The organism is Pseudoalteromonas umbrosa (assembly GCF_030125375.1).
Lineage (GTDB): Bacteria > Pseudomonadota > Gammaproteobacteria > Enterobacterales > Alteromonadaceae > Pseudoalteromonas > Pseudoalteromonas umbrosa.
Genome location: NZ_JASJUU010000003.1, coordinates 40338 through 64927, shown reverse-complemented (window position 1 = coordinate 64927; position 24590 = coordinate 40338). Strand labels below are relative to the sequence as shown.

At 39.6% G+C, this 24590-nt stretch carries 24 protein-coding genes; 12 read left to right on the top strand and 12 right to left on the bottom strand.

Annotation, left to right across the window (positions count from 1 at the left end; all coding sequences use genetic code 11):
* Positions 1-10: 10 nt before the first annotated feature.
* On the bottom strand, positions 11-811 hold the full coding sequence (locus QNM16_RS10430) for a PhzF family phenazine biosynthesis protein (protein ID WP_284020422.1): 801 nt from the start codon (positions 809-811) through the stop codon (positions 11-13).
* A 181-nt stretch (positions 812-992) separates the two neighbouring features.
* On the opposite strand from QNM16_RS10430, the gene QNM16_RS10425 reads away from it, so the two are divergent.
* The 5 genes from QNM16_RS10425 to QNM16_RS10405 are packed head-to-tail and all read left to right on the top strand — an operon-like array spanning position 993 to position 5063.
* Positions 993-3083, top strand: a complete 2091-nt coding sequence (locus tag QNM16_RS10425) for a T6SS phospholipase effector Tle1-like catalytic domain-containing protein (RefSeq protein WP_284020421.1) — start codon at positions 993-995, stop codon at positions 3081-3083.
* Positions 3068-3592 (top strand): DUF2931 domain-containing protein, encoded by a 525-nt coding sequence (locus QNM16_RS10420; protein ID WP_284020420.1) that lies wholly within the window; start codon positions 3068-3070, stop codon positions 3590-3592. Before QNM16_RS10425 ends, QNM16_RS10420 begins: the two co-directional genes overlap by 16 nt.
* 34 nt (positions 3593-3626) lie before the next feature.
* Positions 3627-4151: a hypothetical protein gene (locus tag QNM16_RS10415; protein WP_284020419.1), complete on the top strand. Its 525-nt coding sequence runs from the start codon at positions 3627-3629 to the stop codon at positions 4149-4151.
* A gap of 33 nt (positions 4152-4184) precedes the next feature.
* Positions 4185-4709 carry a DUF2931 domain-containing protein gene (locus QNM16_RS10410; protein ID WP_284020418.1) on the top strand — a complete coding sequence of 175 codons (525 nt, stop codon included), beginning with the start codon at positions 4185-4187 and terminating at the stop codon, positions 4707-4709.
* Between the two features lie 27 nt (positions 4710-4736).
* A complete protein-coding gene (locus tag QNM16_RS10405) occupies positions 4737-5063 on the top strand; it encodes a hypothetical protein (RefSeq protein WP_284020417.1) in 327 nt (108 codons plus the stop codon).
* Between the two features lie 169 nt (positions 5064-5232).
* Here the strand turns inward: QNM16_RS10405 and cspE are convergent, their stop codons facing one another.
* From cspE to QNM16_RS10370, 7 genes are all read right to left on the bottom strand, one after another.
* Positions 5233-5442 (bottom strand): transcription antiterminator/RNA stability regulator CspE, encoded by a 210-nt coding sequence (cspE, locus tag QNM16_RS10400; RefSeq protein ID WP_023398163.1) that lies wholly within the window; start codon positions 5440-5442, stop codon positions 5233-5235.
* Between the two features lie 322 nt (positions 5443-5764).
* Positions 5765-6064, bottom strand: coding sequence for a hypothetical protein (locus QNM16_RS10395; protein WP_284020416.1), 300 nt, complete (start codon positions 6062-6064; stop codon positions 5765-5767).
* 58 nt (positions 6065-6122) lie between these two features.
* A complete protein-coding gene (locus QNM16_RS10390; RefSeq protein ID WP_284020415.1) occupies positions 6123-6560 on the bottom strand; it encodes an N-acetyltransferase in 438 nt (145 codons plus the stop codon).
* A 55-nt stretch (positions 6561-6615) separates the two neighbouring features.
* Complete coding sequence (locus QNM16_RS10385) at positions 6616-7278, bottom strand: C39 family peptidase (protein ID WP_284020414.1); 663 nt, start codon at positions 7276-7278, stop codon at positions 6616-6618.
* Positions 7279-7557: 279 nt separating this feature from the next.
* Positions 7558-9186: a methyl-accepting chemotaxis protein gene (locus QNM16_RS10380; RefSeq protein ID WP_284020413.1), complete on the bottom strand. Its 1629-nt coding sequence runs from the start codon at positions 9184-9186 to the stop codon at positions 7558-7560.
* Positions 9187-9738: 552 nt separating this feature from the next.
* Entirely contained in the window at positions 9739-10092 is a 354-nt protein-coding gene (locus QNM16_RS10375; RefSeq protein ID WP_284020412.1) for a DUF5329 family protein, read from the bottom strand.
* A 159-nt stretch (positions 10093-10251) separates the two neighbouring features.
* Entirely contained in the window at positions 10252-11457 is a 1206-nt protein-coding gene (locus tag QNM16_RS10370) for a YncE family protein (RefSeq protein WP_284020411.1), read from the bottom strand.
* A gap of 591 nt (positions 11458-12048) precedes the next feature.
* Between QNM16_RS10370 and QNM16_RS10365 the strand changes: the two genes are divergently transcribed.
* Positions 12049-12873, top strand: a complete 825-nt coding sequence (locus QNM16_RS10365; protein ID WP_284020410.1) for a serine hydrolase domain-containing protein — start codon at positions 12049-12051, stop codon at positions 12871-12873.
* A complete protein-coding gene (locus tag QNM16_RS10360; RefSeq protein ID WP_284020409.1) occupies positions 12849-13679 on the top strand; it encodes a hypothetical protein in 831 nt (276 codons plus the stop codon). Before QNM16_RS10365 ends, QNM16_RS10360 begins: the two co-directional genes overlap by 25 nt.
* A gap of 61 nt (positions 13680-13740) precedes the next feature.
* On the opposite strand, the gene QNM16_RS10355 is transcribed toward QNM16_RS10360, so the two are convergent.
* Both QNM16_RS10355 and QNM16_RS10350 read right to left on the bottom strand, forming a co-directional pair.
* Positions 13741-16275: an ABC transporter permease gene (locus QNM16_RS10355; RefSeq protein WP_284020408.1), complete on the bottom strand. Its 2535-nt coding sequence runs from the start codon at positions 16273-16275 to the stop codon at positions 13741-13743.
* Positions 16272-16922, bottom strand: coding sequence for an ABC transporter ATP-binding protein (locus QNM16_RS10350; RefSeq protein WP_284020407.1), 651 nt, complete (start codon positions 16920-16922; stop codon positions 16272-16274). The genes QNM16_RS10355 and QNM16_RS10350 overlap by 4 nt, the downstream gene beginning before the upstream one ends.
* Before the next feature lie 371 nt (positions 16923-17293).
* On the opposite strand from QNM16_RS10350, the gene QNM16_RS10345 reads away from it, so the two are divergent.
* The gene (locus tag QNM16_RS10345) at positions 17294-17659 is read left to right on the top strand and encodes a DUF805 domain-containing protein (RefSeq protein WP_284020406.1); all 366 of its coding nucleotides are present in this window, start codon (positions 17294-17296) and stop codon (positions 17657-17659) included.
* Between the two features lie 477 nt (positions 17660-18136).
* Here the strand turns inward: QNM16_RS10345 and bamE are convergent, their stop codons facing one another.
* Positions 18137-18502 (bottom strand): outer membrane protein assembly factor BamE domain-containing protein, encoded by a 366-nt coding sequence (bamE, locus tag QNM16_RS10340; protein WP_063362697.1) that lies wholly within the window; start codon positions 18500-18502, stop codon positions 18137-18139.
* A gap of 364 nt (positions 18503-18866) precedes the next feature.
* Here bamE and QNM16_RS10335 point away from each other — a divergent pair, with 364 nt between their 5' ends.
* From QNM16_RS10335 to QNM16_RS10325, 3 genes are all read left to right on the top strand, one after another.
* Positions 18867-19859: a hypothetical protein gene (locus QNM16_RS10335; protein WP_284020405.1), complete on the top strand. Its 993-nt coding sequence runs from the start codon at positions 18867-18869 to the stop codon at positions 19857-19859.
* Positions 19860-20076: 217 nt separating this feature from the next.
* A complete protein-coding gene (gene dbpA / locus QNM16_RS10330) occupies positions 20077-21465 on the top strand; it encodes an ATP-dependent RNA helicase DbpA (RefSeq protein ID WP_284020404.1) in 1389 nt (462 codons plus the stop codon).
* A 970-nt stretch (positions 21466-22435) separates the two neighbouring features.
* Positions 22436-22753, top strand: a complete 318-nt coding sequence (locus QNM16_RS10325; protein WP_284020403.1) for a helix-turn-helix domain-containing protein — start codon at positions 22436-22438, stop codon at positions 22751-22753.
* 20 nt (positions 22754-22773) lie between these two features.
* Here QNM16_RS10325 and QNM16_RS10320 read toward each other — a convergent pair whose 3' ends face one another.
* On the bottom strand, positions 22774-23670 hold the full coding sequence (locus tag QNM16_RS10320; protein WP_284020402.1) for a response regulator: 897 nt from the start codon (positions 23668-23670) through the stop codon (positions 22774-22776).
* 220 nt (positions 23671-23890) lie between these two features.
* Between QNM16_RS10320 and QNM16_RS10315 the strand changes: the two genes are divergently transcribed.
* Positions 23891-24559: a chromosome partitioning protein ParA gene (locus QNM16_RS10315; RefSeq protein WP_284020401.1), complete on the top strand. Its 669-nt coding sequence runs from the start codon at positions 23891-23893 to the stop codon at positions 24557-24559.
* The last annotated feature ends 31 nt before the right edge of the window (positions 24560-24590 follow it).

Genomic DNA, 24590 nt, shown 5'->3' with positions numbered 1-24590 from the left:
AGACGTTAGGCTAAACCCAAATATGGCCTTGTAAGTACAATACAGCTTCACCGGTAATGGTGACTCGCTCAGTACTAAAATCAACCTCACACACCAAATCTCCCCCCCTTTTTGAGGCTTGATAGGCTTTGAGTACTTGCTTATCAAAACGCTTTGACCAAAACGGCGCAAGACCGGTATGAATTGAGCCGGTAACCGGATCTTCCTCGCCCCCATTCGCGGGCCAAAAATACCGAGAAACAAAATCATGTTCAGAACCCGGCGCACTCACTACCACATCCAAAGGCGCCAGTTGCTTTAATTGTGCCGCGTCATAAGCCACTTGATGCACATCGACTTCATTGTCGTAAATTACAAAATACGCTTGGCGATTTTTAAGTACTTGGCTTGGCGTAATTGATAAGCCCGTTAGCAGCGTACTTGGCACGTTTGATATAGGCTCAGGCATTTGCATCGGGAAGTTCATAACTAACTTCGACTCAGCCGTTTGCGTTACAGTTAAGCTACCTACCGTTTGCGTGGTAAATTCGACACGCTCAGAGACGCCAAGGTGATTAAACAAAACAAATGCGCTGGCAAGGGTTGCATGGCCACAAAACGCAATTTCAGTTAACGGAGAGAACCAACGGATCTGATAGCTATTTGGCGTATTTTTAACTAAGAAGGCGGTTTCTGAGAGATTATTTTCAGCAGCAATACGCTGCATGAGTTCATCACTTATCCAAGCTTCTAATGGCACAACCGCGGCAGAATTACCTTTAAATTGCGTATTTGTGAATGCATCAACCACAAAGATGGGTAACTGGGTCATGATGGCTATCTCCTTGATAATACATAGACCATGACTGTACCTGAATCCGCCGTATAAAAATACACCTGCGGATAAAACTTCCGCACCCAAAAACCAGAAGTTAACAAATATTATAAAATATTTACAGCCGTCCCCAACAGGTGATAGCATAATACTAAATCATTAGCTAACAAGGATTGTTATGTATGCGCAAAGTCGCGTTGATACGCAATCAGAAATAGAAGATCTGATCACAAAACTAGAAGCCTTTGACAAGCCTAAAGGCGAACAGGTGACCGAGCTCTATTCAGCCACCAAACTACCCGGAGATATTCGCCAAGCGCTTAAGCCCCATGCCAGCAGTTGGGTTGTGATCAAAACCCCAGAAACATGGCGTGAACTTAGAAGCACCCATGATACTCAACTGGTTTTAAAAGAAAAAAAAGGTCATGTATTAATTGCCCATGCCAAGCACGCCAACACCAAAGATGAACTCATTGTACTGAAAAAAGCTACCGCGATGCCCAGAGCACAAGCACTGCAAGGCAGCGCTGGAGCACTCAGTTATCATGACACGTCGGCTACACCAGATACACAGGCCCATGTGCCCGTCGATTACACTCAGTCACCCGATTTAAACGATCAACGCCTTATTGTGACGATTGAAGGAAAAATCCCCGTCAGTATTGTGATGCGCGGGGCCCCAACCGTTTTGTCTCGAAGCAATAATGGCCTTGCACAAGATCAACTGCTTTTTCCGCGCTTAGAAGATGACACCCATTACAGTCTCAGCGCCAAAATACTCGGCGTCCCTGAGCAAGTATTGATCCCCAATATGGCATTCAAGGACTTTAAAAACCGAGATAAATTAAAAGCCCTCAATATAGGTAAACGCGGTGGTGTGCAGCTACTTGATCACCAAGTCACCAGCGAAGGCCATGTCAAACTTCGCCTTCTCAGTGAACCACCGAGCTTTGGGCTCTTTTTTGATGGCACCGGCAATAACCGCACCAATGATAATAAAGTGATTGGTGATGACAAAGAGCCAACCAATGTCACCAAGTTATATGAGTTGTACCCAAGAAATGAAGCATTTATTAGAAGGTTATACATTGAAGGCATTGGTACCCGAGACAATAAAAGTGATATCACCATGGACTTAGCCTTAGCACTTAGTTTTGATGACAAGGTGAAGCGTGGACTAGATGATCTAAAGAAATATACAAATACTGTTTTATCAGGCCTAGTTAAACTTGTACATATTGACGTCTTTGGCTTTAGCCGCGGAGCCACCGCAGCGCGCTGCTTTGTCAATCAAGTCCATGAGATCACCCGCGATAACCCAAATTATTGGGGCGGTATTACCCCCATGATACGGTTTTTGGGGCCTTTTGATACCGTGTCTTCCATTGGAGGGGATGGAGACGATCACCACAACGAGTATTATGCCAAGCAAAAACTAGACTATCCGGTCAATTTAGATATTAACGAGCACTCTGCCGGTTTTGTCTACCACCCCGTTGCCTATGATGAGCGCCGCGACAGCTTTCCCTTACATAGCTTAAAAACACCAGATGGCAATACCGCCAGCAATATACAAGAGATTACGCTGCCCGGTGCCCATGCAGATGTCGGCGGAGGCTACAGCCACCACAGCACCACCATAAAATACCCAAGGCAATATATAGAGGGGCACCCATCACACCCACATCATGATGCCCGCCTCGCCGCAAAAAAAGCGGAGCTCGAGCAAAAATATCATTGGCCAGGCATAGACATTACCTTTGTAAAAATGGGCACGGGATTAAACCAAAATAAACGTCTTAAAAAACGGCCTGAGAATACCGTGATTACCACCTATAAGCCCCGTTGGTACCGTCAAGTTAATAACCAACTGCCCCACTATGCACTGCACGCCATGTATGCAGAGGCTGTAAAATATGGCGTGCCATTTTTACCCATTGATACGCTTTCGAGCATTTATCAAAGAAATGGAAAACGCACTTATCAATATGAATTACCCGATGAGTTAAAATCGACGGTCGAGGCTGCTATGCGCGGCGGAGTCAACAGCCAAGATTGGCAGTGGCTATATCAATATTATATTCACCATAGTCATAAGTATGCCGGCTTTGTCGACACCATTGCGTACTCGGTGGAAGATGAAGCAGAATTTGTCGCCGACAATGGTATTCGGGAAATCTTTTATAACACCCCAAGCAACTGCGTATCCAGTCAGGGGCGTTGGCAGGTTTATAACATAGGAGTCAATCCACAGTGGCGAAAAGAATAATTATCTTCATTGGTGTCTTTTTCATACTTATTGGCTGCAGTTCAAGTTATCAAGTAGAAGAAATGAGCGTAGGGGTTGCCGCTGAAAAGGGGCCAATTCTTATGGTAGGGGAAGTCACATTTGATGAGACATGGAGTGTGCCAGCCGGTGCAATAGGGTGTTGCTGGAAAGACTCTGGAGCATTGTCTTTTGTATATGATACCCCCTTTCCGAATACCGTCGTTATTGCTTGGTACGACTTGAGTACTGAACTCTTTTGGGTAGGCGAAGCACAAATAGATAACAAAACAGGATATGAGTTTATACAAAAAATGAAGCCTGTAATTGTTCGTTCTACAGGAGAATACTTTGATGACAGCACCCCCTACCTCATTGTCGGAATAAAGCGAAACGGCTTAATTAAAGTATGGATATCAAACTCATCATCGGAAGCTATTGGCCGACAAATTCTAGAAATAGGCTCAGGTATGGCACAAATTAAGGAACTTCCACCTGAAGACGAACGTTAGAGATAAAAAGTAAACTCCAAGGAAGGGGCATAGAGTGGCTGAAAGAATAATTATCTCAATTGGTATCTTGTTATTAATCATGGGCTGCAGTTCACGTTATCAAGTCAAAGAAATGAGTGTTGGAATCGCCGCAGAAGATAAATCTGACTTAATGGTCGGCACCGTACTATTTGATGACGCTTGGTCTGTACCTGCTGGTTCTATAGGGTGTTGCTGGAAAAATGCAGGTGCCCTGTCATTTGTAGATGGAGTCAACTTTCCAAGCAAAGTCGTTGTCGCATGGTATGACATGGAAACCGACCTATTCAGGGTAGGCGAGGCAACAATAGATAACAAAGCTGGCTACGAGTTTATAAAAGAGATGAAGCCTTTTATAGACCGCAGAACTGGTCAGTATAAAGACAGAAAATTACCCTACCTCATCGTGGGCATGAAGCGAGACGGCTTGATAAAAGTGTGGATATCGAATGCACCGGGCAATTACCTCGGCCGGCAAATTCTAGAAATAGGCTCAGGCATGGCACAAATTAAGGAACTTCCACCTGAAGAACAACGTTAGAGATAAAAGTAAACTCCAAGGGAGGGGCATAGAGTGGCGAAAAGGCTTTTTATGTTATCTATTTTAATAGTCATTAATACTGCTTGTTCAATAACAAGAGATATTGATGAATTAGCTGTCGTTGTCAGTGCACAAAATGGCTCTGACTTTATGGTAGGAGCCGTTCAGTTTGATGATAGTTGGTCAGCACCCGCAGGGTCAGTTGGTTGCTGTTGGAAAGATGGTGGAAAAATGTCATTTACTTATGATATCCCATTTCCCAAAAAAGTTGAGGTCGCATGGTATGACATGGATACCGACCTATTCAGGGTAGGCGAGGCAACAATAGATAACAAAGCTGGATACGAGTTTATACAAGATTTAAAGCCATTTATTAACCGTAGAACTGGTCAGTATAAAGACAGAAAATTACCCTACCTCATCGTGGGCATGAAACGGAATGGCCTAATTAAAGTATGGATTTCAAATGCACCAGCTGATGTTCTCGGCAGGCAGATTCTAGAAATAGGTTCAGGCATGGCACAAATTAAAGAGCTTCCGCCTGAAGACGAACGTTAACGATAAACACCAAGGAAGGAGCCTACATTGGCGACAAGAATAATTATCTTGATTAGTGCTTTTAGTTTATTCATGGGTTGCAGTTCAAGTTATCAAGTCGAGGAAATGAGCGTAGGGATTGGAGCAGAAAAAGGCCCAATACTCATATACGAGTTTATAAAAGAGATGAAGCCTTTTATAGACCGCAGAACTGGTCAGTATAAAGACAGAAAATTACCCTACCTCATCGTGGGTATAAAACGAATTAAAGTATGGATTTCAAATGCACCAGCAGATGTTCTCGGCCGGCAAATTCTAGAAATAGGCTCAGGTATGGCACAAATTAAGGAACTTCCACCTGAAAATGAGCGTTAAAGTAAATCGATATATTGGGCCAATATATGCAAATAGAATGGCTAAGAAGCTGACAGTAAAAATGATTTAAATTGAAAGGAATAAAACTAATAAAAAGTGTAAAGCAAGAAAATAGAAGAGAGTGTGAGATAGCAAGGTGCAGCTTGATGCCGCACCTAGACATAACTGATTAAAGTACAGTTACGTTTTCAGCCTGAGGACCTTTAGCGCCCTGAGTTACTGTGAAGCTTACTTTTTGACCTTCAGTCAAAGTACGGAAACCTTCAGACTGGATAGCTCTGAAGTGAACAAAAACGTCGTCGTTACCGTTTTCTTGTGCAATGAAGCCAAAACCTTTTGACTCGTTAAACCATTTTACAGTGCCTGTTACTTGAGACATAAATTACCTATTTATATAAAAATTAAAAAAAATGTGTACAGTATCGGAAGTAAAGTGAGTGGCTAAAATTAGGTTTTATGACAAAAACAGAAACTTAAGCAAACAACAACAAATAAATCAAATATCTTCATACGCTGCGTAGGATACACTGAAATTCTGTTTTGTCGAGCTTTTTTACAAAAAGTGTTCAAAAAACACTCACCCCATCTGATTTAATGGCACTTTCTTTTATTTGAAGTAAGACCTGAGGAATAAACAAATTGCGCTGACGGCTTAAACTGGTTTTATATGCTTGCCAATAAGTTAGGGGTTTTACCTCAACCTATGGGCTTTCATCTGCTTGTTGACGCCTTTTTGCTCTGAATGGTCCGTATTTATCACGCTCTTTTTGCGCACACACTTTGAAATAAGGACTAGGTTGATACAACTTACGTTCAGCAAAGCGTGTCAAAATATCACAAAGTAACCCAGTCAAAGACAAACATGGCAAACTAATTACAACTGCCAACTCAAAGGCCAACCCGGCCGATATCGAAATTGTGATTATTAATACCAGTAATGAAAATGCAACGGCAACATTTAATTTCCATGTTGCTTTTAAGCATTGAAATTTAGACTTCATGCTATTTACCACTCATTTTAAAATGAATATGTCCTTGTTAAATAAAAAGCAAACCTCATCATGCGGTCTGCCTATCTTGCCAACTCATAATATATTGCGCTTGCCCTGTAAGCGGATCTTCGTCTTGTGCAATAATTTCAAAACCTTGCTGCTGATAAAATGCCACGCTCGCTACATTGCGCTGATATACAGACAGATCCAAGGTATTGCATCGGGACTTTGCATCAGCAATGAGCTGCTTACCTACCCCTTGGCCTTGTTTTTCTGGTAAAACAAAAATTGCCGCAAGGGTGTTTTTTACCAAAGCATAAAAACCGATGATTTGTTGATTATCCAAATACACATAATTATCTGAGCTGGGCAAATACACCTGCCGCATAGTATCGAGGTGATCACGCCAAAAGCTCTCTGGCACAAAATGATGTGCTTGTTGAGACGCAGCAAGCCACACCATCAGTACAGGTTCAATATCGGATGCCAGACCTTTTCTAATCATACGACTCCTCATTGCAAGCTCATTGATATCAAAATCACAAATGATGTCTATCTTCTCAAAGCTCGATATTTATTTTTTTACGCTCAGTATTAAACGCAACCGCATAATAACGAAGCCGTGGGTGCTCTACATTCCATAAGTTTAAGAACTCTTCGTAAGTTTGCACAACACGCCTCGCCCCCTTTGCATCATTCAAATAAACTAACCGTTTAGCCTCATCATAACCTACAACGACTCGGTAATGACTTTGCGATTTTGGCAACTCCCAATACTGAAATACAATAACAGGGATGCCGCTGGCAATGTAAGCCTTAATATGATTAAACAACTGCGCGCGTTTTTCATCAATGCTCTCAGCCAAATCTTGTGATTTATCGACTGTGATGCTACGTGTTTTACCAAAACGCTGCAAAAAACCTTTTAAATAAGTAACCTTGGTTCCCGGATAATCTGCCCAGTTGCGAGGATAATTGTTCAGTACACCAGAGCGAATGAACACCGGCATATCTCCATACTGATTCAAGATAGACTCAGCAATATCGTATTGGGTGTAATCCTTTATGCCCCAGTACTTAAAAATCATTTCTATGGTTGCAGGCCCGCATAACTTTTTCCCCTGCTCAACCAAAGGGACATTCAGTACAATTTTTTGCGAATTCTTCGCTTCTGCCACAAAGCAAAGACTTATCAAAACAAAGACAATGGTCGCTCTTATCACATTCTTCCCTTGATTTAATCAATTTAAGTAAATAATTAGAAATTTAGAACAATAAAACCAATAAATAATTTATTATTAAACTAATTAAAAATACCCTCTCCACCTAAGTTTAATTAGATTTAAAAGCAAACAAACATGTAAGCCATTCAGTGATTAATGGGTGCATATAATAAAAAAGCGAACCATACTATGGCTCGCTTTAAAAATACTAGTCTATTAACTTAAAATTTTTTAAATTAATTGGCTTTTTACACTCCGCTAATCCGCTTGCGGTTTAACTTATAGCTTAAACTGTTCAACACTTGCTTTTAAACCATGAGCCAGTTCACTTATTTCATGACACGCTTGTGAGGTTTGATTTGCGCCTTCGGTCATTTCAACTGCGGCAACATTGATATTTTCAATATTTCGATTCAATTCTTCAGAGACAACCGATTGCTCATTACATGCTGCTGCTATTTGCGTACTCATCGCGGCAATACTGTCAATTTCCTGCTCGATTTGCGTGATCGTATCGCTGACTGTTTCAGTTTGCTGTACGCACACATCAATGCCTTTTTGACACGTTCTAGTCGCCTCGCCCGTTTCTTTCGATTTAGACTGCAAATCACTCACTATCTCAACAATCTGAGTTGTAGAGTCTTGTGTACGCTGTGCTAAAGAGCGGACTTCATCCGCAACCACCGCAAAGCCACGCCCTTGTGCACCCGCTCGCGCCGCTTCAATCGCGGCATTTAATGCAAGTAAGTTAGTTTGCTCGGCGATTTCACGAATAACATCCACCACAACATTGATGTTTTGTGAGTTCTTTTCTAGATTATGGGCTAAATCTCCTGCATGAGACACAGTATCTGCAACGCTAGAAATCTGCACAATGTTACTTTTCAGTGCAGCACTGCCTTCACGAGACTTAACATTGGCTTGATTGGCAGACTCAGCGCCCATTTCTGTACTTTTTGCCACTTCAGATACCGCAGCCTGCATCTGCGTCATTGCTGATGCAACTGACTGTAACTCATTTTGCTGATTCTGCATGCCTGTGGCATTTTGAGCCGAGATCATATTCACTTCTTCTACGGCTGTTGTCAGTTGGATAGCGCTGTCATTTATCTTCACAACAAGGCTATTTAACTGTTCACGCATTTTCTCCAAAGACATTAGCAAAGCGCCAAGTTCATTATTGCCCACTGAGCGTATATCAATACGTGAACTTAGGTCGCCATTGGCAATACTGCCAGCAAGGTCTTTCGCCTTTTCTAGTGGCTTTCTAATTGCGCCGCTTAGGACAAAGCAAATGAGCGCTATCATCACCGCCGAAACCAACGTACAAATGATAATAACCGTGATCACTGTTTTTACTGCGCGTACAGCCGATGTTTCGGCCATGCCCACATTATCGCTATTAATTTTGTTCAGCTTGCTCAGTTCATCCATAGCTTCTGAGTAGAAGTTATAGCTGTTTAAAACAATTGAGTTAGCTTCACTTACTTGGCCACTTTTTACCAGTCTATCAAAGCTTGATGTTGCCGATGCATACTTGCGCCATGCACGTTCAAAAGCTTGAAACTGTATACGTTCTTGGTCTGAAACCCTTAAACTACTGTATGCTTGGATCTTATTATCTAGACCAGATTTCAAACCACCTAAATCCACTATCCATTCATTGATATCTGGGTGCTCTGAATTTGTGACAATCAAAAACTCATCTTTTCGAATGGTTGCCATCTCAATTTGCAGATCTTTTACTATCTCAACCGATGGAATGCTGGTTTGTACAATCAGTTCAAGGTCATCATTGATCCCCTTTAAACCATTGTAGGTCATCAGGCTCACCCCGAAAAAAACCATAAAAATAGACGCAAAGCTCAACCCAATTTGCTTTGAAATAGACAAGTCTTTAAGTGCCATATGCTGTTTATACATCCCTAAGTTAATGATTACCGTAAAGCACAAAAACCAGTAGAGAGCGTTAAGATTTTGCTCTTTACTGGTTGTGAGATATTTGAATAAATATGAGTGTTAACCTCCAGGTGTATGTACCAGAGGTAACGTATGAGACTTAGCTTATAAGTCCGCAAAGTAATACAGCTCTTTGCTGACGAATTGAAGTGCCCTTTTATTAAAATACTTTTGCATACAAGTGCTTAATTAAGGGCACATTATAATTTAAGCAAAGCAAAGTTGGAATAATTTAATTATTAACATTTATAGACTTATGTTATTAAATTACTATAAAACATAAAAAACTGATCATAAAAGGATCAGAAAGATTAACTGAGAAAAGTAATTTTTAGCTTCCCATATATAACTTGTTGCATTATAAATAGTTGTAATAGGTACAGTTACAATACCATTGCACCTATTTCAGAAAATAAAAAAACACATAAAAATAATAAAAAAGAATTATAAATTAAGATAGAATAACCCTTCACTGTATAAGTTATCGCTTTTTGCTCTGTACTATTTTTTTTGCTTTCTAAACGCCTTGAGCTCCAAAAGTAACCATTCACTACTCTTTATTGGTTTATTATTACTACAATGAATAAGGTACGGCTTACCAGACAAACTACTTTTGGAGGCCGTTAAACTTATAAAATCTTCCGCCGACTCAATATCATCTTGATAGTAATGATACTTTTTACTAATGTGCTGCTTAGCATCACGTGCCGTATGTAGTGAGCCATTGCGCTCATACTGGCAATTAGACGTTTCAATGAAGGTCAATAAATGCTGTATTTCAGCCGCTGTTGAGGCAATGCTTTTCAACGAATATGTCGCGCTCCACAACATAAATATTACTAAATAAAGTTTCATTACTTTCCTAAATATTCACATACCTAATTAAAATAAATATTATGGCACTTTGCATAAATATGAACACTTAGACGTTATAAAAAGCTAAATAGTTGCACCTAATATAAAATAAAAAGCGCAGCCAATTGGCCGCGCTTAGTTGAGGCTATAAAACTTAATCTATTGAACGCTGACTATACCTGTTTTTGTGTTGTAGATAATGCGACCGGCTTCACCGGACGCATAGCCGTAATAGCAAATGCCTTTACTTGCTTTAACCACTTTATATTCGCCATCAGCAGTAGAGAAATACCATTTTGTACTGCCATCAGCTTTTTTACGGCCTTTACCGCTGCGGTTTAACACATATTGATGATCTAACATGTTATTCCACATCCGCGCACAGCGATTAGCATTGGGGTTTTTAGTGAACTTATTGTGTTTATTCAACTTGTCTTTTGACTCAACAGGAAAACCTTCTGCGTTAAAGTTAAAAGTACCATCTTTGAATCCAGCCAAGTTGGCGATTTTGTCCTCGACCGCCTCACCTCGCCAATACTGGTTGGCTTTATTAACTTCTTGCTGCAACGCATTTGCAATAACGGGCAAGGTGTTTCCACACCCTTGTACATAAGTTAAATCAGCAATATGCTCTGGCCCATCCATCAGCAATGTTGCTTGTGCAGTTTGCGCATCTAGCGTGTAAATTTTAGCATTTTCGCCGCTGTTTCTCGCAGAGACATAAATCACGCCGTTTTCATCCACTGCAAGACCTGAAGCCCAATTTAAATTGTGCTCACCTATTTCTGTAAGCGACATAGTTGCTTCGTCTAGTACATATAACGCTTTACCGTTCAGTACATATATCAAATTACCATCTGCCGAATAAGCAATGTCACCATGATCGAAGTCATCATAGCTTGCACTGTCTGACTTCATTTTTCCAAGCACTGTTTTTTGGCCTGTTATCAGATCAAATCGATACATGTAAGTTTGGCTCGTGGCCAGAAGAAAATCACCGGATGGGGAAACTGCTGAACGTTTTATGGGGTAGCTTGTCGTGTCGGCCACTTCACGTTGCTGCATGGTTTGCATATCAAACTCATACAATTTCGAGGCATTTGTTTCGCTGTCTAATCGTTGCATTGCATACAACTTTGCACCAGACCCGGCTAAGTTGCTTGAAGCGAAAGATGCTCCGGGTACCTCGCGACTAATTTTAGAACTCGTATCGATATGAAAAACTGCGCTCTGCCCATCTGCTGCGAACCTGTCAATTGCAAAAAGTCCCTCTAAACAGGCGTTATCGTCAGCTAATACAGAAAAACTGGCTGTAAGTGCGAGTGCTGCACCCAACTTAGTTACTATGTTCTGTGTTTTTGTCATGAATACACCATTGTTTATTTAAGTTAACCGTACTCATGCAATAATCACACCGGAGAAATAATATCTTTTCCACTTCTTTGTTAATTATAGGTATTTTATTTCACTCTCATTTATATTTGCTTACTTCACTGAAAATAAGCTGAACGACCATGTAATAACAAAATTATGTCAGTACAGAAAACAACCTAAAAACTTGTAAATGCCCTAAGTTAAAACCTCTAAATTATTGAATAAATTACTTATATATTTCTATCATCTCATTTTTAGCGTATTGCTCACTGATTCTCGACATGATTAAACATTTTTTCATTTTGCAAATTGCAATTCGCAAAGTGAAAAGATTCCTAAAATGCAAAATAACAAACCCAAATACTTTCCTATTCATTCTTTTGCCAACTCAGGTGGTTCATCAAGATTGAGATAATTGCATTAATTTTAATCGTACCTTTATCGTCTACAGTTCGAGTGGCGCACCTTTTTTATAACAAACGTCACCATTACCCAATATCAATAATTAAGGATAACCATGAAAAAAATCACATTGCTGCAAGCTTAATAGCAGGCTTCTCACTTAGTAGTTATACGTTTGCTTTGGATCAATCTGATATACAGAAAATCTCCCAGCAAATTGAGCATCGCTTAGCTGGAGGAGAAACCACAGGTTTATCTATAGCAGTGGTGAAAGACAATACACCTGTCATGTTGCAAGGCTTTGGTCTAGCAAATACAGAAACACAACAAGCTGTCACACCTGATACCCAATTTCGCATTGCCTCCATTACTAAAACGTTTGTCACACTCGCTGTACTTAAATTAGTAAACCAAGGAAAACTCTCTCTAGATGACATTGTTTATAAGCACTTACCTGACTTTAAACCAAAAACGCTTCCCAATAATAATAACGTAATAACGGTGCGCGACCTCTTAACCCACCAAAGTGGCATCCCAACAGGCTGGTTCCGAGGTGATGAGCCAACAACAAGTCCTAATAAAGACCTTAATTCATTAGCGGCTTTATTAAGTGACGACTATCTTGCTTGGAATAGGGGCACTATTTCTGCCTACAATAATAATGCGTTTGGGTTAGCCGGATTGCTGGTTTCAAGAATAAGTGCTCAAAGCTGGCAGGATTACTTGCAAACTGAATTCTTCACGCCGCTGGCGATGAACAATACTTTGAGTCATTTACCAAATGGTCCACTACCAGTGCAAATGGCGCAAAGCTACAGTGGCACTGTTCAAGAACCTAAATTCGCTTCTTTACTGACGCCAGCTGGCGGTATTATTTCAACTGGTAATGATATGCGCGCTACATGCAAGCAATACTCGACAGCTGGAACTATGATAGCCATGCAATCGTGCCCTCCTCGCTCATTACAAGAGTTCGCAATGTGCAAAATGCGCATATCCAGTTAGACGGTGACCACGAAATGGGACTAGGCTTCTTCATTGACCATTTTAATGGCCACATTGCAATTAGTCATGATGGCAGTTACCAAGGCTACGAAAGCATGATGTATATCGTGCCAGAGCTCAACTTTGGCGTATTTGTCACAACAAATAATAGAGACGGGGGCGATACGGTTTTCGATATCGCCGAAATGGTGACAAACATAGTCACTCAGTCTGCAACAGGGCCATCTTTAGAAAATAAAAACACTCAAACATCTGCTTCTCAGCCACCCCAATCGAAAACGCTAGAAGCTGGTTTTTATGCTGGTAGACGTAACATAATCATTGATAAAACACCCAGCGGAGAGTTCGTTATTTTCACTCCAGGACAAGCTATTAAACAGCTCAAACAAGTTGATTCTGACAGTTACCAAATTATCGGTGAAAAAGGCGATATAAGGATCAAGCTGACTCAAGCAATTGATGGGTTTCGCTTTACCTACAACGGTAGAGACTCAGCCAATGTTTTTAGCAAACTCGTTACAACAAAACTGACTCCTGAGCTAGAAAAGTTTTTGGGCTATTACAAAGTTGAAACCACCAAGCCAAAGATAGGCGATATTGAATTACAATACTCACCTGAGCTTCAAGCGCTGCTAGCCATTTCTGTCAAACATGGGTTTGTACGCGCTTTGAAAGTTGTTGACGAAAACCTACTTCAAGTTCAAGGATATGGGCGCGGGACTGGCACCGTATTTGATTTTCAAGAACCAAACAAACTAAATGCACTGGGCTATCAATTTAAAAAAATCTCGACTGAGATGCAGTAATTGCTAGCGTCTAAATAAAAGGACCTCGTGGTCCTTTTATTATCTTATCTCAGAACAATTTTTATCCACGCTGTTCAAGTAAGGTCACCACATTTTGCTTGAGTTGCTTGCGGCTTAAGAAAATCCCACCCAGTGCAATCACCGCAACGATAGTAATGGCCTCAACTAGAAGCATGAAGTCATTGGGCCTATAGGGCAAACCAAATCCAGCCTGATAAATTTGACCGATAAACAAATATATCGATGCTAATGCACATGCAACCGGGATCATTGTCAGAATGGTCCATTCAACAATGAGCATATTGCGACTTTGCCGACTATCTAAGCCAAAACTTAGCAACAAACCATTCTTTAACTTATCTCGTTGAAGATGAGTTTGAATCGAGGCAATAACGAGCAAGTTACTCATCAAAGCAATAAAAACACCATATGCCAAAGTCAGATAGATAAATGTCTGAACTGTGCTGCGTACTCGTGCAATTAACTCTTCAACACGTAACATACGAATGCTCGGGTGAGCTTGCCAAATTTCTCCAAGCTGCTGTAAGCCTTGCTCTGGTAAGTCGACGCTCCCCATATAGAAAACCTGCTCGTCCGCCACAGGCAGACTGTCTTGATGTACAACAAACCAAAATGTGATCATATCTGAACCTGAACGGTAGTGATGTACCGAAGCAATTTTAAACTGCTGACTTTGGTTACCAACTTGCATTGTGAGCACATCCTCAAGCTCTAAATTAAGCTCATCAAACACTTCTTGCTCCATAGAGATAGCTGGCAAATCATTTTGCTTTTTACTTTGCCACTGGCCAGAAACAATATTTATGTTTTGCGGCTGATTAGCTTGCCAATGTAGATTGATATTGCGCTCTAAACGAGATTTAGAGTCGCTACTTGGCGCATCAATTTCACTTAACAATAGGTTATTAACATGCGTAACTCTGGCGCTTTGAAACGCTTTAAACTGCTTTACTTCACCGCGCTGCTGTAAAGTAAATTCTGTAAGTGCTTGCTTTTGCTCCGCCGTTGCCTGAGTCACAAATATATTCCCTTGATCTGCGAACAATGCTCTATCAAGCACATCACTAACATCTTGACCAACTCGAAGACACAATAGTAATAATGTGGCACTTAAACCTAACGCCAGAATTTGCACAATTTTGACACGCATTCGTTGCTTCATCAGCAAAAGTACAAATGCAAAAATGCCCCCTTTTCCAGACAGTAACTTGTTGGCGGCACTTAACCCGCCCCATGCCAAAACCAGCAATAATACTAAACAGACCGCAAGACCAGATAGCAGTAGCCCGGTCAACACCCAGTTATCCGTATTTAAAACCACTACAACCAAAAGAGACAGTAATGGACATAAGCCGCTGACTATGAAAGTGATTGAGTTATTCTCTCGCTTTTCTAATAGATCTCGTACATTACTCTTGATCAGAGTTACCAAACTCGGAACTGTGAGCAGAAAATAGAGTAACATACTGATAAATAGCGCGTTACCAATCCCCATCCAATCCCACATAAGCTCAAATGTGGCCAAAAAGTGTTGCTGAATGGCATACTCCAGAGCAGCCGTGAGGGCAATGGCTATCATCAGCGCAGGAATAAAACTAATGAACAAAATGCTTGCCATTAAAATCAGTACAATAAATGGAATTTGCTGACGCTTAACACCAGTTGCCAACATCACTGCCAACACATTTTGAAGCGGCTCTACATGACTTTTTTTGCTAAGCCATAGACAAAGGCAAGTCAGTAAGACAATGACAAAACTGATCAACCCCATAAAGTTCTGAACTCTTTTCCACGCATGTGCCATCGGGTAGTTGTTCAGTAATTTACTAACCATGTTTAAATCAGCACTGTTGTCCTGTAAGCGCTGAAGGTAATCCTTTTTAAAGTCCAAGGGGTGATTAATTAATACTTGGCGCTCAAGCGGGATCATGTCCATATGCTCAATACTTTTTTGAGACACAATGGCACGTTTATCACTGCTATATCCTTGAATGATTCTGTCAGGCTCATTGAGCAATAGCGCACTCACCATCAATGTGTTGTGACCAAGGGAAACAGTATCACCAACCTTAACATTCAGTGCACGAGCTAGATGAGGCTCAAGCCAGATCTCTCCTAATTTTGGCCCGGTAGACTCTAAAGATGGCGTAAAACTTGGTGTGTAAGACACTGTCACATTCCCATTGAGAGGATAGCTTTGATCTACCGCTTTGAGTTTAGTATGGCTAAAAGCGGCTTGTGCACTTAATGTCACTTCATAACTATTAATAAAACTACTTTTAGCTGCATGCGCTTGCATCCATTGCTTTTCATGATCATGCCAGTCTCTGGTAACGGTTAACTGCGTATCTGCGCCTAACATCGTCTGCAAGTTATGGTTTAAATACCTATCAACGCCTTGACCAAATAAGCTGGTTAGACTCAGATACAAAAATAAAAGAGCCAAACTTAGCAATGTAATTAGATGCTTACCTTGCAAGATTTGCGATATAAATACTTTAATGAATAACTTGCTGGCAGGCATTAATTGACAGCTTGAACTGTCTAATTGATTTTCAGCATATGACTCACTCATAGCTTTAATTCCCCATTTTCAAGCTTGTATGTTTTATCTAATTTTGAAGCAAGATTGAGGTCATGAGTCACCACCACCATGGTAGTGCCTGACACTTTTGCACCATGGAGCATAAGATCAAAAACCTGTTCTGCGGTTTTATGATCTAGATTCCCTGTCGGTTCATCCGCAAACAAAATTTGAGGCTCATTACAGAGCGCTCGGGCAATCGCCACACGTTGTTGCTCGCCGCCACTCAACTTAGTAACAGGCTGTTTGGCTTGCGCCTCTAAATTTACTAGTTTTAGTTTCTCTAACGCGCGCTGTTGTGCTGTACTTTCACCCCGTAACATCAAAGGCAGTGCCACATTTTGTAGCGCATTTAGCTCAGGTAATAGATGGAAGTGCTGAAAAATAAAACCAGATACACCTGTCACACCACTCAGTACCTCAAGGTTTTTGTGATAACTGATTTTACCTTTTTGTAATGTCTCCAATCCAGCAAGCAATGAAAGAAGCGTTGACTTCCCTGAACCAGAGGCACCTACAATAGCAATATGCTCGCCTGCCTCAATTGACATTGAAATATTTTTTAGTAAATGCAGTGGTTCTCCATTTACCAAATTAATCGTATGCTCCAAATCGATGACATCCAACTTAACACCCATGTTTGTTCCTTATTGCGCTTAAACTATTTTATGACCTAAGTGTTTATTAAGTTGCGTGAAATGCATGTGAAGAATTTAAAGCGCGCCTGAGTGTAATTTTAAATATTTATGTAATTAAAAAGTACAGTTCCATATAGAGATAAAACACTAATTTTAAAATGATTTAATTGTTATTTTTATGATTTTTCGCATAAATAATTAATTTTCTGCAATTAGCTCTTGTGGCAATCGTATGATTGATTTACTTTTATACGCAGGGAAACAACATAGCTATTTTGTATCGAGATACAAACTGCTGCTTACGGACATTTCAGCACCAAAGGCAATCGAATTCCCAGACTAGGAAATTACAATTAATAAAGGAACCAAAAATGGAATGGTATATATCCGTCTTAAAAAACTACGCGGTATTTGAAGGAAGATCGAGAAGAAAAGAATATTGGATGTTCTTTTTATTTAACTTTATTGCCTCTTTTATATTTGGCTTTTTTGATGGACTATTTGGTACATCATTCTTAAGTATCATTTATGCATTAGTTATTCTTGTACCAAGCATTGCTCTTAGCATTAGGCGTTTACATGACACAGGACGTTCTGGCTGGTGGCTGCTAATAGCATTTGTGCCGGTGATTGGTGCACTCGCACTGTTAGTATTTGCAGTATTAGAAGGTGACGAAGGTGAAAACCAATATGGTCCAAACCCTAAAGGCTTAAGTAAAGATGAAGCTGTAGCCTGATAAAATATTCACGCGTCATAAATTCATTGATTTGTGACGCTTCCACTTTGCAAGTACTCCTTTGTTATCTCTTTGTTTAAATTCAACAATAGTTTTTATAAATAAGCAGACCTAAAAACTAATCTAACAGCTCATTTTTATAGAATCCAACTCAACAACACTTTGACTGAAGAAAGTAAAAAATTAAACCAACAATTTTGAAGCCGTTAATACCAACCAAGATTCAGATAGATAAAAATTAAATATTAATAAATTTTTTGAAATAAAGGGAAAAACACTTTCTGATAGATTGATTGAGTAGCAACCACTCATTAAATACAAATCTAGCAGTTAAGAACACTTACGTACATTAAACTATTTACGGGTTTCATTACTCATTAATGAACAAGCACTCAATTTAAACTGATGGTTTTTATAGAAAAAACGCCATTTGGAACGCTAGCTACCAAATGGCGTAAACATTGACTATCAATCAGATTAGAAACGAGAAGAGCCGCTTTCAATCTCTCTAAATGACATGCCACTCATAATACCATCTTTACCAAAGCGGATAGTTACATGCTTGCTAGTGCCCTTTGAACCACCAGCATAAGCGCCAGCAACTGGAACATAGTTTAATCCACTGCTTTTATTTTCATGAAAATAATATTGCCACGCAGTTTCACCATCAACCAAGTCGTCCATGCCACTTGGATCACCTATGGCTTTTCTTACATCTTCTTGAGTCGTTTCACCTTTTTTAAACGATTTAACCACTTCCATGTCAAAATCTTTTCCGCTTTGTGTACTGCTGCAAGCTGCTAGAATAAATGTGGTAAATATTATGATCAGTAAGTTTTTCATTTATCTTCCTTTTAATGTTCGTCCTATACTCGTAAGTCTGTTTTAAATAGTAAGACTAAAGAGCAGCAGCATTATCTGTCCATTTAATGATCATTTCAATACCTTTTACCTATATAAAACAGCTTTTAATTGAAGTTTTTTCATGAGGTATTAACCTAGAAAATCAAACCGTTCTAAAAAATTAAATTATTAATACTAATAAATGGGATGATGCAACCCAAGTGAATTCATAACTATGTATTACTAAAATATTCACGTCATTTGAGAAGTTAGAACCCTTACTTTTATTTTATATTTTGTTTATATAAAAGGTACTGATAGACTCTCCTTAAAAAGAATTATAAAAATAGCCTTATCGAATGTAATGATGAAATTATCAAACAGCTCAAAATTGCCCTTCATTTTTTTAACAGCCATGTCCTCCTTATGGTTCTTCTACTTCAACACTCAAAACCTGTGGAATGATTATGGCAAAGAAAAATGGGAGTGGTTATTTCTCATTGATGTGTTGATTGCGATACCAGTTATTTGTTTTATATGTGTAAAAGATAAAAAAGAGGCACTTCTCAAAGCCCTTATATTAATTTGCTTAGCAGTACTAATTGGTAGCTACATTATTCCAGATGAACATAAAGTACTGTGGTCATATTTAGAACAAAGTCGATATTTGGTGCTCGCCATTGTTCTGCTTTTTGAGCTTGCTGCGGTATTTAGTGTTTACTGGGCGATAAACATCGCACTAAAAAAAGGGCAAGACCCTGATCTATCAATAGAGCAGTCCGTCTCGCGTTATCTTGGCACTGGGAAATTTGCGCAATTTTTATGCTTTGAAATACGTATGTGGACATTTGCACTCGTGCCAAAACGGATTCACTCAAAAACCTATCAAGGCAATGCTCACTTTAGTTATCATCAAAAAGATGGAACTCACAGTAACTTGCTAGGGTTTATTATTTTAATTGCAATTGAAATTCCCATTGTGCACTTACTACTGCACTTTATTTGGTCTCCAATGGCTGCAAATATTGTTAGCTTACTGACTATCTTCAGTTTAGTGTTCTTTATCGCTGAGTATCGGGCCATAGCGAAAAGGCCAATCTCTTTGACTGAAGATACTTTGATAGTTAGGTATGGTTTATATAATCCAATTGTCATACCACTTAATAACATCTTGGACATTAAGAAGAACCATCAACCTATCACTCGCGGAAAAAATCTTAAGCGCTTTAACTATTCAGGTGTACCTAATATAGAAATAATACTCAATAAGCCTAAAGGAACCATTAAAAGCCTGTTTATTGGGGTAGACGACCCAACCAACTTCATAGCAAGTATTAACAGCAGGTTGGCGTCCTAAACTAGTTTATTGGGCGACCGAAAAGGCTTGTCAAAATAAGTCCATTCAGTCGCTCTATGAGCCAACATATGGCATTGCAATATGGCTCGGCGAGTAAACCAACCCAGTCAAATAAGCGTGAAAAGAACAAATTAAACCTGCCAACTCCGCTAAAGATACTCACAGTCAAGTGCACGTGTTATAATTCGCTTTTATTCCACAATAGATGATTCCTGCTTTGTCTCAGTCGCTTTTTACTAGTTTGCCACTTTCAAACGCCCTATTAGATAACCTTAACTCTCTTGGCTACACAGCCATGACAGACATACAAGCCCAAACACTGCCCAAAATTTTAGCTGGTAAAGACCTAATTGGTCAGGGTAAAACAGGCTCGGGTAAAACAGCTGCATTTTCTTTAGGCCTATTACATAACCTCAATGTTAAACGCTTTCGCGTACAAGCTCTGGTCGTTTGCCCAACCAGAGAGTTGGCAGATCAGGTTGCCGTTGAAATACGCAAGCTTGCAAGGGCGATTCACAATATCAAGGTTTTAGCATTATGTGGTGGCGCACCTATGGGGCCTCAAATTGGTTCTTTGGAACACGGTGCTCATATCGTGGTTGGTACACCAGGACGCATAGCAGAACATTTACGTAAAGGCCGCCTATCACTGGATGAAGTGAATACATTTGTATTGGATGAAGCAGATAGAATGCTAGAGATGGGTTTTGAAGACGCAATTCAATGCATTCTTGATCATTGCCCAAGCAATAGACAAAACCTATTATTTAGCGCGACCTATCCACCACGCATTGAGCAACTTGCAACGCATATTATGAACAATGCGGAAAAAGTTACCGTTGAAGCAACTCACGACCATAGCTCAATTGAACAATTTTTCTATGAAGTGCCTGACAACGAAGCAAGGCTTATTGCAACAGAAAAACTACTGTTAAAGTTTCAACCCGCATCGGCGGTTGTGTTTTGTAATACCAAAGCTGAATGTCAATCTGTATGTGATAACCTCAAGCAACTGGGTTTTGATAGCGCGGCACTGCATGGCGATTTAGACCAAAAAGACCGAGACCGAACTCTTGTTCGATTTGCCAATAAAAGTCTAACGATTTTAGTCGCAACAGATGTTGCAGCTAGAGGCATTGATGTTGACCATGTTGATATGGTTTTAAACTATCACATAGCACATGATCCTGAAGTGCACGTACACCGTGTTGGCCGTACTGGTCGCGCTGGTAATACTGGCGTAGCATGCTCCGTTATGAGCTATAAAGAGTCTCATAAAGTCAATGCACTAGAAGACTATCTTGGGCAAACCATTGAACCAACTCCACTGCCCAATGACGATGTGTTCAGTAACCAAATAGCCAGAGCCCCTATGGTGACGCTACAGATTGATGGCGGTAAAAAATCCAAGTTGCGCCCAGGTGATATCTTAGGCGCACTGACCTCAGATAAATCAATCCAAGGTTCGCAGATTGGTAAGATAAAAGTTACAGCGATTACCTCTTATGTGGCTATTGAGCGAAAGGTGGCCAATAAAGCCTTGAAGATTATTTCAGAAGGGAAAATGAAGGGTCGTCAATTTAGAGCAAGAAAAGTTACGATATAAATTTTCTAAAGTTAAATTTTACGATGTAAATTAATAATGATTTACATCGCATCCTCTTATAAATTAGTCAATTAGAAACCCCTTACCTTACTTAATTTACTTTTATATTATCCTAAATGGGGAAGCTATAAATATTTGAACACCTAAAATAGCAAAATCAACCCCTGCTCTTATGCAAGTTTTGCAATTGAAAACCTCCAGCACCTGCTCATAAAATAAAAGCAAATATGTAGTAGAGAGTCTCATGGTTTTAGATTCAACTTATTTTTGGCTTTTTATAAGTGTCGCAGGTGCATTGAATGCGCTAGTTTTGAGTATCTATTTTTTTATTAATAAATCTTCCAATCGCGCCCACAAACTGTTATCTCTTTTTATTTTTATGATATTCATAAGGATAAGTAAGTCTATATGTTTTTTCTTTTACCCCGAAGCAAGCAAAACCTATTTACAGATGGGGTTAACGGCAAATTTTCTATCTGGACCTATATTATTACTATATATAAAACAATCTTTTAAGCAAAAAACAGCTAAAAACCTTAATTGGAAAGCGCATTTAATACCACCCACAAGCCTCGCTATCATAGTCGGCGTACTGTGGCCGTATGAGCATTATTCAGCTCTTTGGAATATACACATATCGACTGTTATTATTTATTGCTGGTTTGCCTATTTAATAGCCTCATTGATATCCATATACCCTACTATCATAAATAATGACCTTGAGCTATTTAAAACGAGGAGTACACAATTTCCAATTGTTATCTTGTGCACATCTATTGGCCTTTGGCTCGCTGATGTATTTACAAGTTATACCTCATATACCATAGGCATCTTGTGTTTTCTGCTGCCATTATATTTAAGTCTTACCTTACTTATTTCTAAACTTCATAACACCAAGCCCACAAAATATGCCAGTAAAAAGATTTCTCAAGTAAAGGCGAGTCCTGTATTAAAAGCTTTAGAAAAACTCATGATTGATGATGAGCTATATAAATACCCTAATCTGTCACTATCTCAAGTGGCTGATAAGCTTAATATATCCGTACCGCACCTATCACAAATCTTGAACGATAACTTAGGTGTCTCATTTACCTCATACATCAATCATCACAGGATAGAGCTGGCAAAAAACTTACTAACTGAACACAAAAAAATGAGCCTAAAGCAAGTATCAGCGCTATGTGGGTATAATAACCAGTCTACTTTTTATATTGCTTTTAAAAAATTCACCGACACCACGCCTGCGAAGTATAGAAAAGCGTCAGTGGCAAGTGCTGAGAATGCCTAACCTTTATAACTTAAGGTAAGCTAAACGCCGACAATAAGCATTTTGCCTTGTGCCATTCCTTCTCTCTCACAACTTAAGTCAATTCGGCTATCGAGGGGGTATTTATAAAGTAACTCTAGTTTTGGATGATGGGTATAAACACATTTACAGCTTCTGACAAACAAACTCATTTTACTTTGATTATCTAAAAATGCGTACGCTGTTTTACCAAGCGCCTCTTTGCAGGCTTTCATAATATGCGCATTTATCTGATTCATATGAATGGCTCTTTGCGCCTCATCTTCAGGGATCACTTCTATGCTACTGGCTAATACACAAGTCGCGTATACATCCAATACACAGATAACGCGAACCTTTTGACTCCCTCGCTCTGCATAGACCACCATAACACAGGGTAATTTACTTTCATCCAATGATTGAGCGCGGATAGGTTTGAGGGTAAGCGACTCACTGATATTCTTTTGCATTAAACGCTCTAAGAAATCTGTTTTTGGTAGTGCCAATCCCTCTTTTATTGGCACCTCTTGTTCTACCATCAATTCTTTGGTTTCTAAATCTTTGACCAACGGCATGATAGCTTTTCTAAGGTCGCTGTCAGCGAAGGGCTTAGATAAAAAGAAGGCACAGCCCATAGACTTAGCGTAATTGATTTGCTCTTCTTCATCTACTGTAGATACCATACCAACAGGGATCTCAGGATGTGTTGTGCCAACCACCTGTAGCAACTCAATGCCCGTTTTATCAGGCATATGCCAATCTGTTAATATTATCTGAGGTTGCCATAACTCTATGCGCTCAAGTGCATCATCAACACTATTGGAACAAGAAATAAATAACTTGCGATACGTAAACTGTTGAAGTGCACGCCTGATAATTTCACATGTTGCATGGCTATCATCCACTATCAGAACTTTCACTTTTACCTCAATATTAAATTTTCATATTCAGTATAGGCAGAATTTTGCAGTAAAACTAAACTTATCCTATTGATAATCAATGATGCGATGAAAAGCCGACATGCTGCCGATAGAAGTTTACCAATATATTGCCTTAAATTTCGGCCTGCTTATTTTAGCGGCATGGTTTTATATTCTGTTAATGATATTAAGAGAGTTTAGAAAATTCGCAGGCGTATTCATGGGGAATCAAGCAAACAGCCCCGAGTCAAATGAAGTAGTCGCTTTATGTAAAGACTCGGTAGAGCGGGCAACACAATTTAATAACCAACATGAACAAACCATCACTGAACTTCTTCATGTGCAAGCTAACCTTGAAAACCAGCTAGCCCAGATCCGTGCCTCAACTGCAGACCACATCACCAAAGAAGAGCAGGCATCAATCAATGAACTCAATAAAAAATTATCGCGTTCTCAAAAGCTGATTAAACGACTCAAAGGAGATTTGGATATCAGTGGTAAAAAGCTCAAATATGCAAAAACAAAGTTAGAAGATCAATTTCAATCGGTGGGGAGCCTCAAACAAGAAAACACCGATTTACAAAAGGAAATCGAACAATTAAAAACGCAGGTGAATTCAGCACAAGTCAGTGAACAAACTCCGAATGAGCAAGAAATTCAAGCCTTGGTACAACAATATGAACGACAAATAGCTGAACAAAACCAGCTTATTGATCAGCTATCAGTAGATTTGCCAGAGCCGTCGGGTGACACAAATTCCAAAGCACTCGAAGCTGAATTACAACAAGCCAAGCAAAAAATTAAGCACCTAACCAAAGAAAACAAATTTATTGAAAGTCGCTATCTTGAAGCAGTAAAGCAATCTGAGGCCAATGATGGAAATACTTAGCAAGACTAGGGGATTGTACTCTCATTAAAAA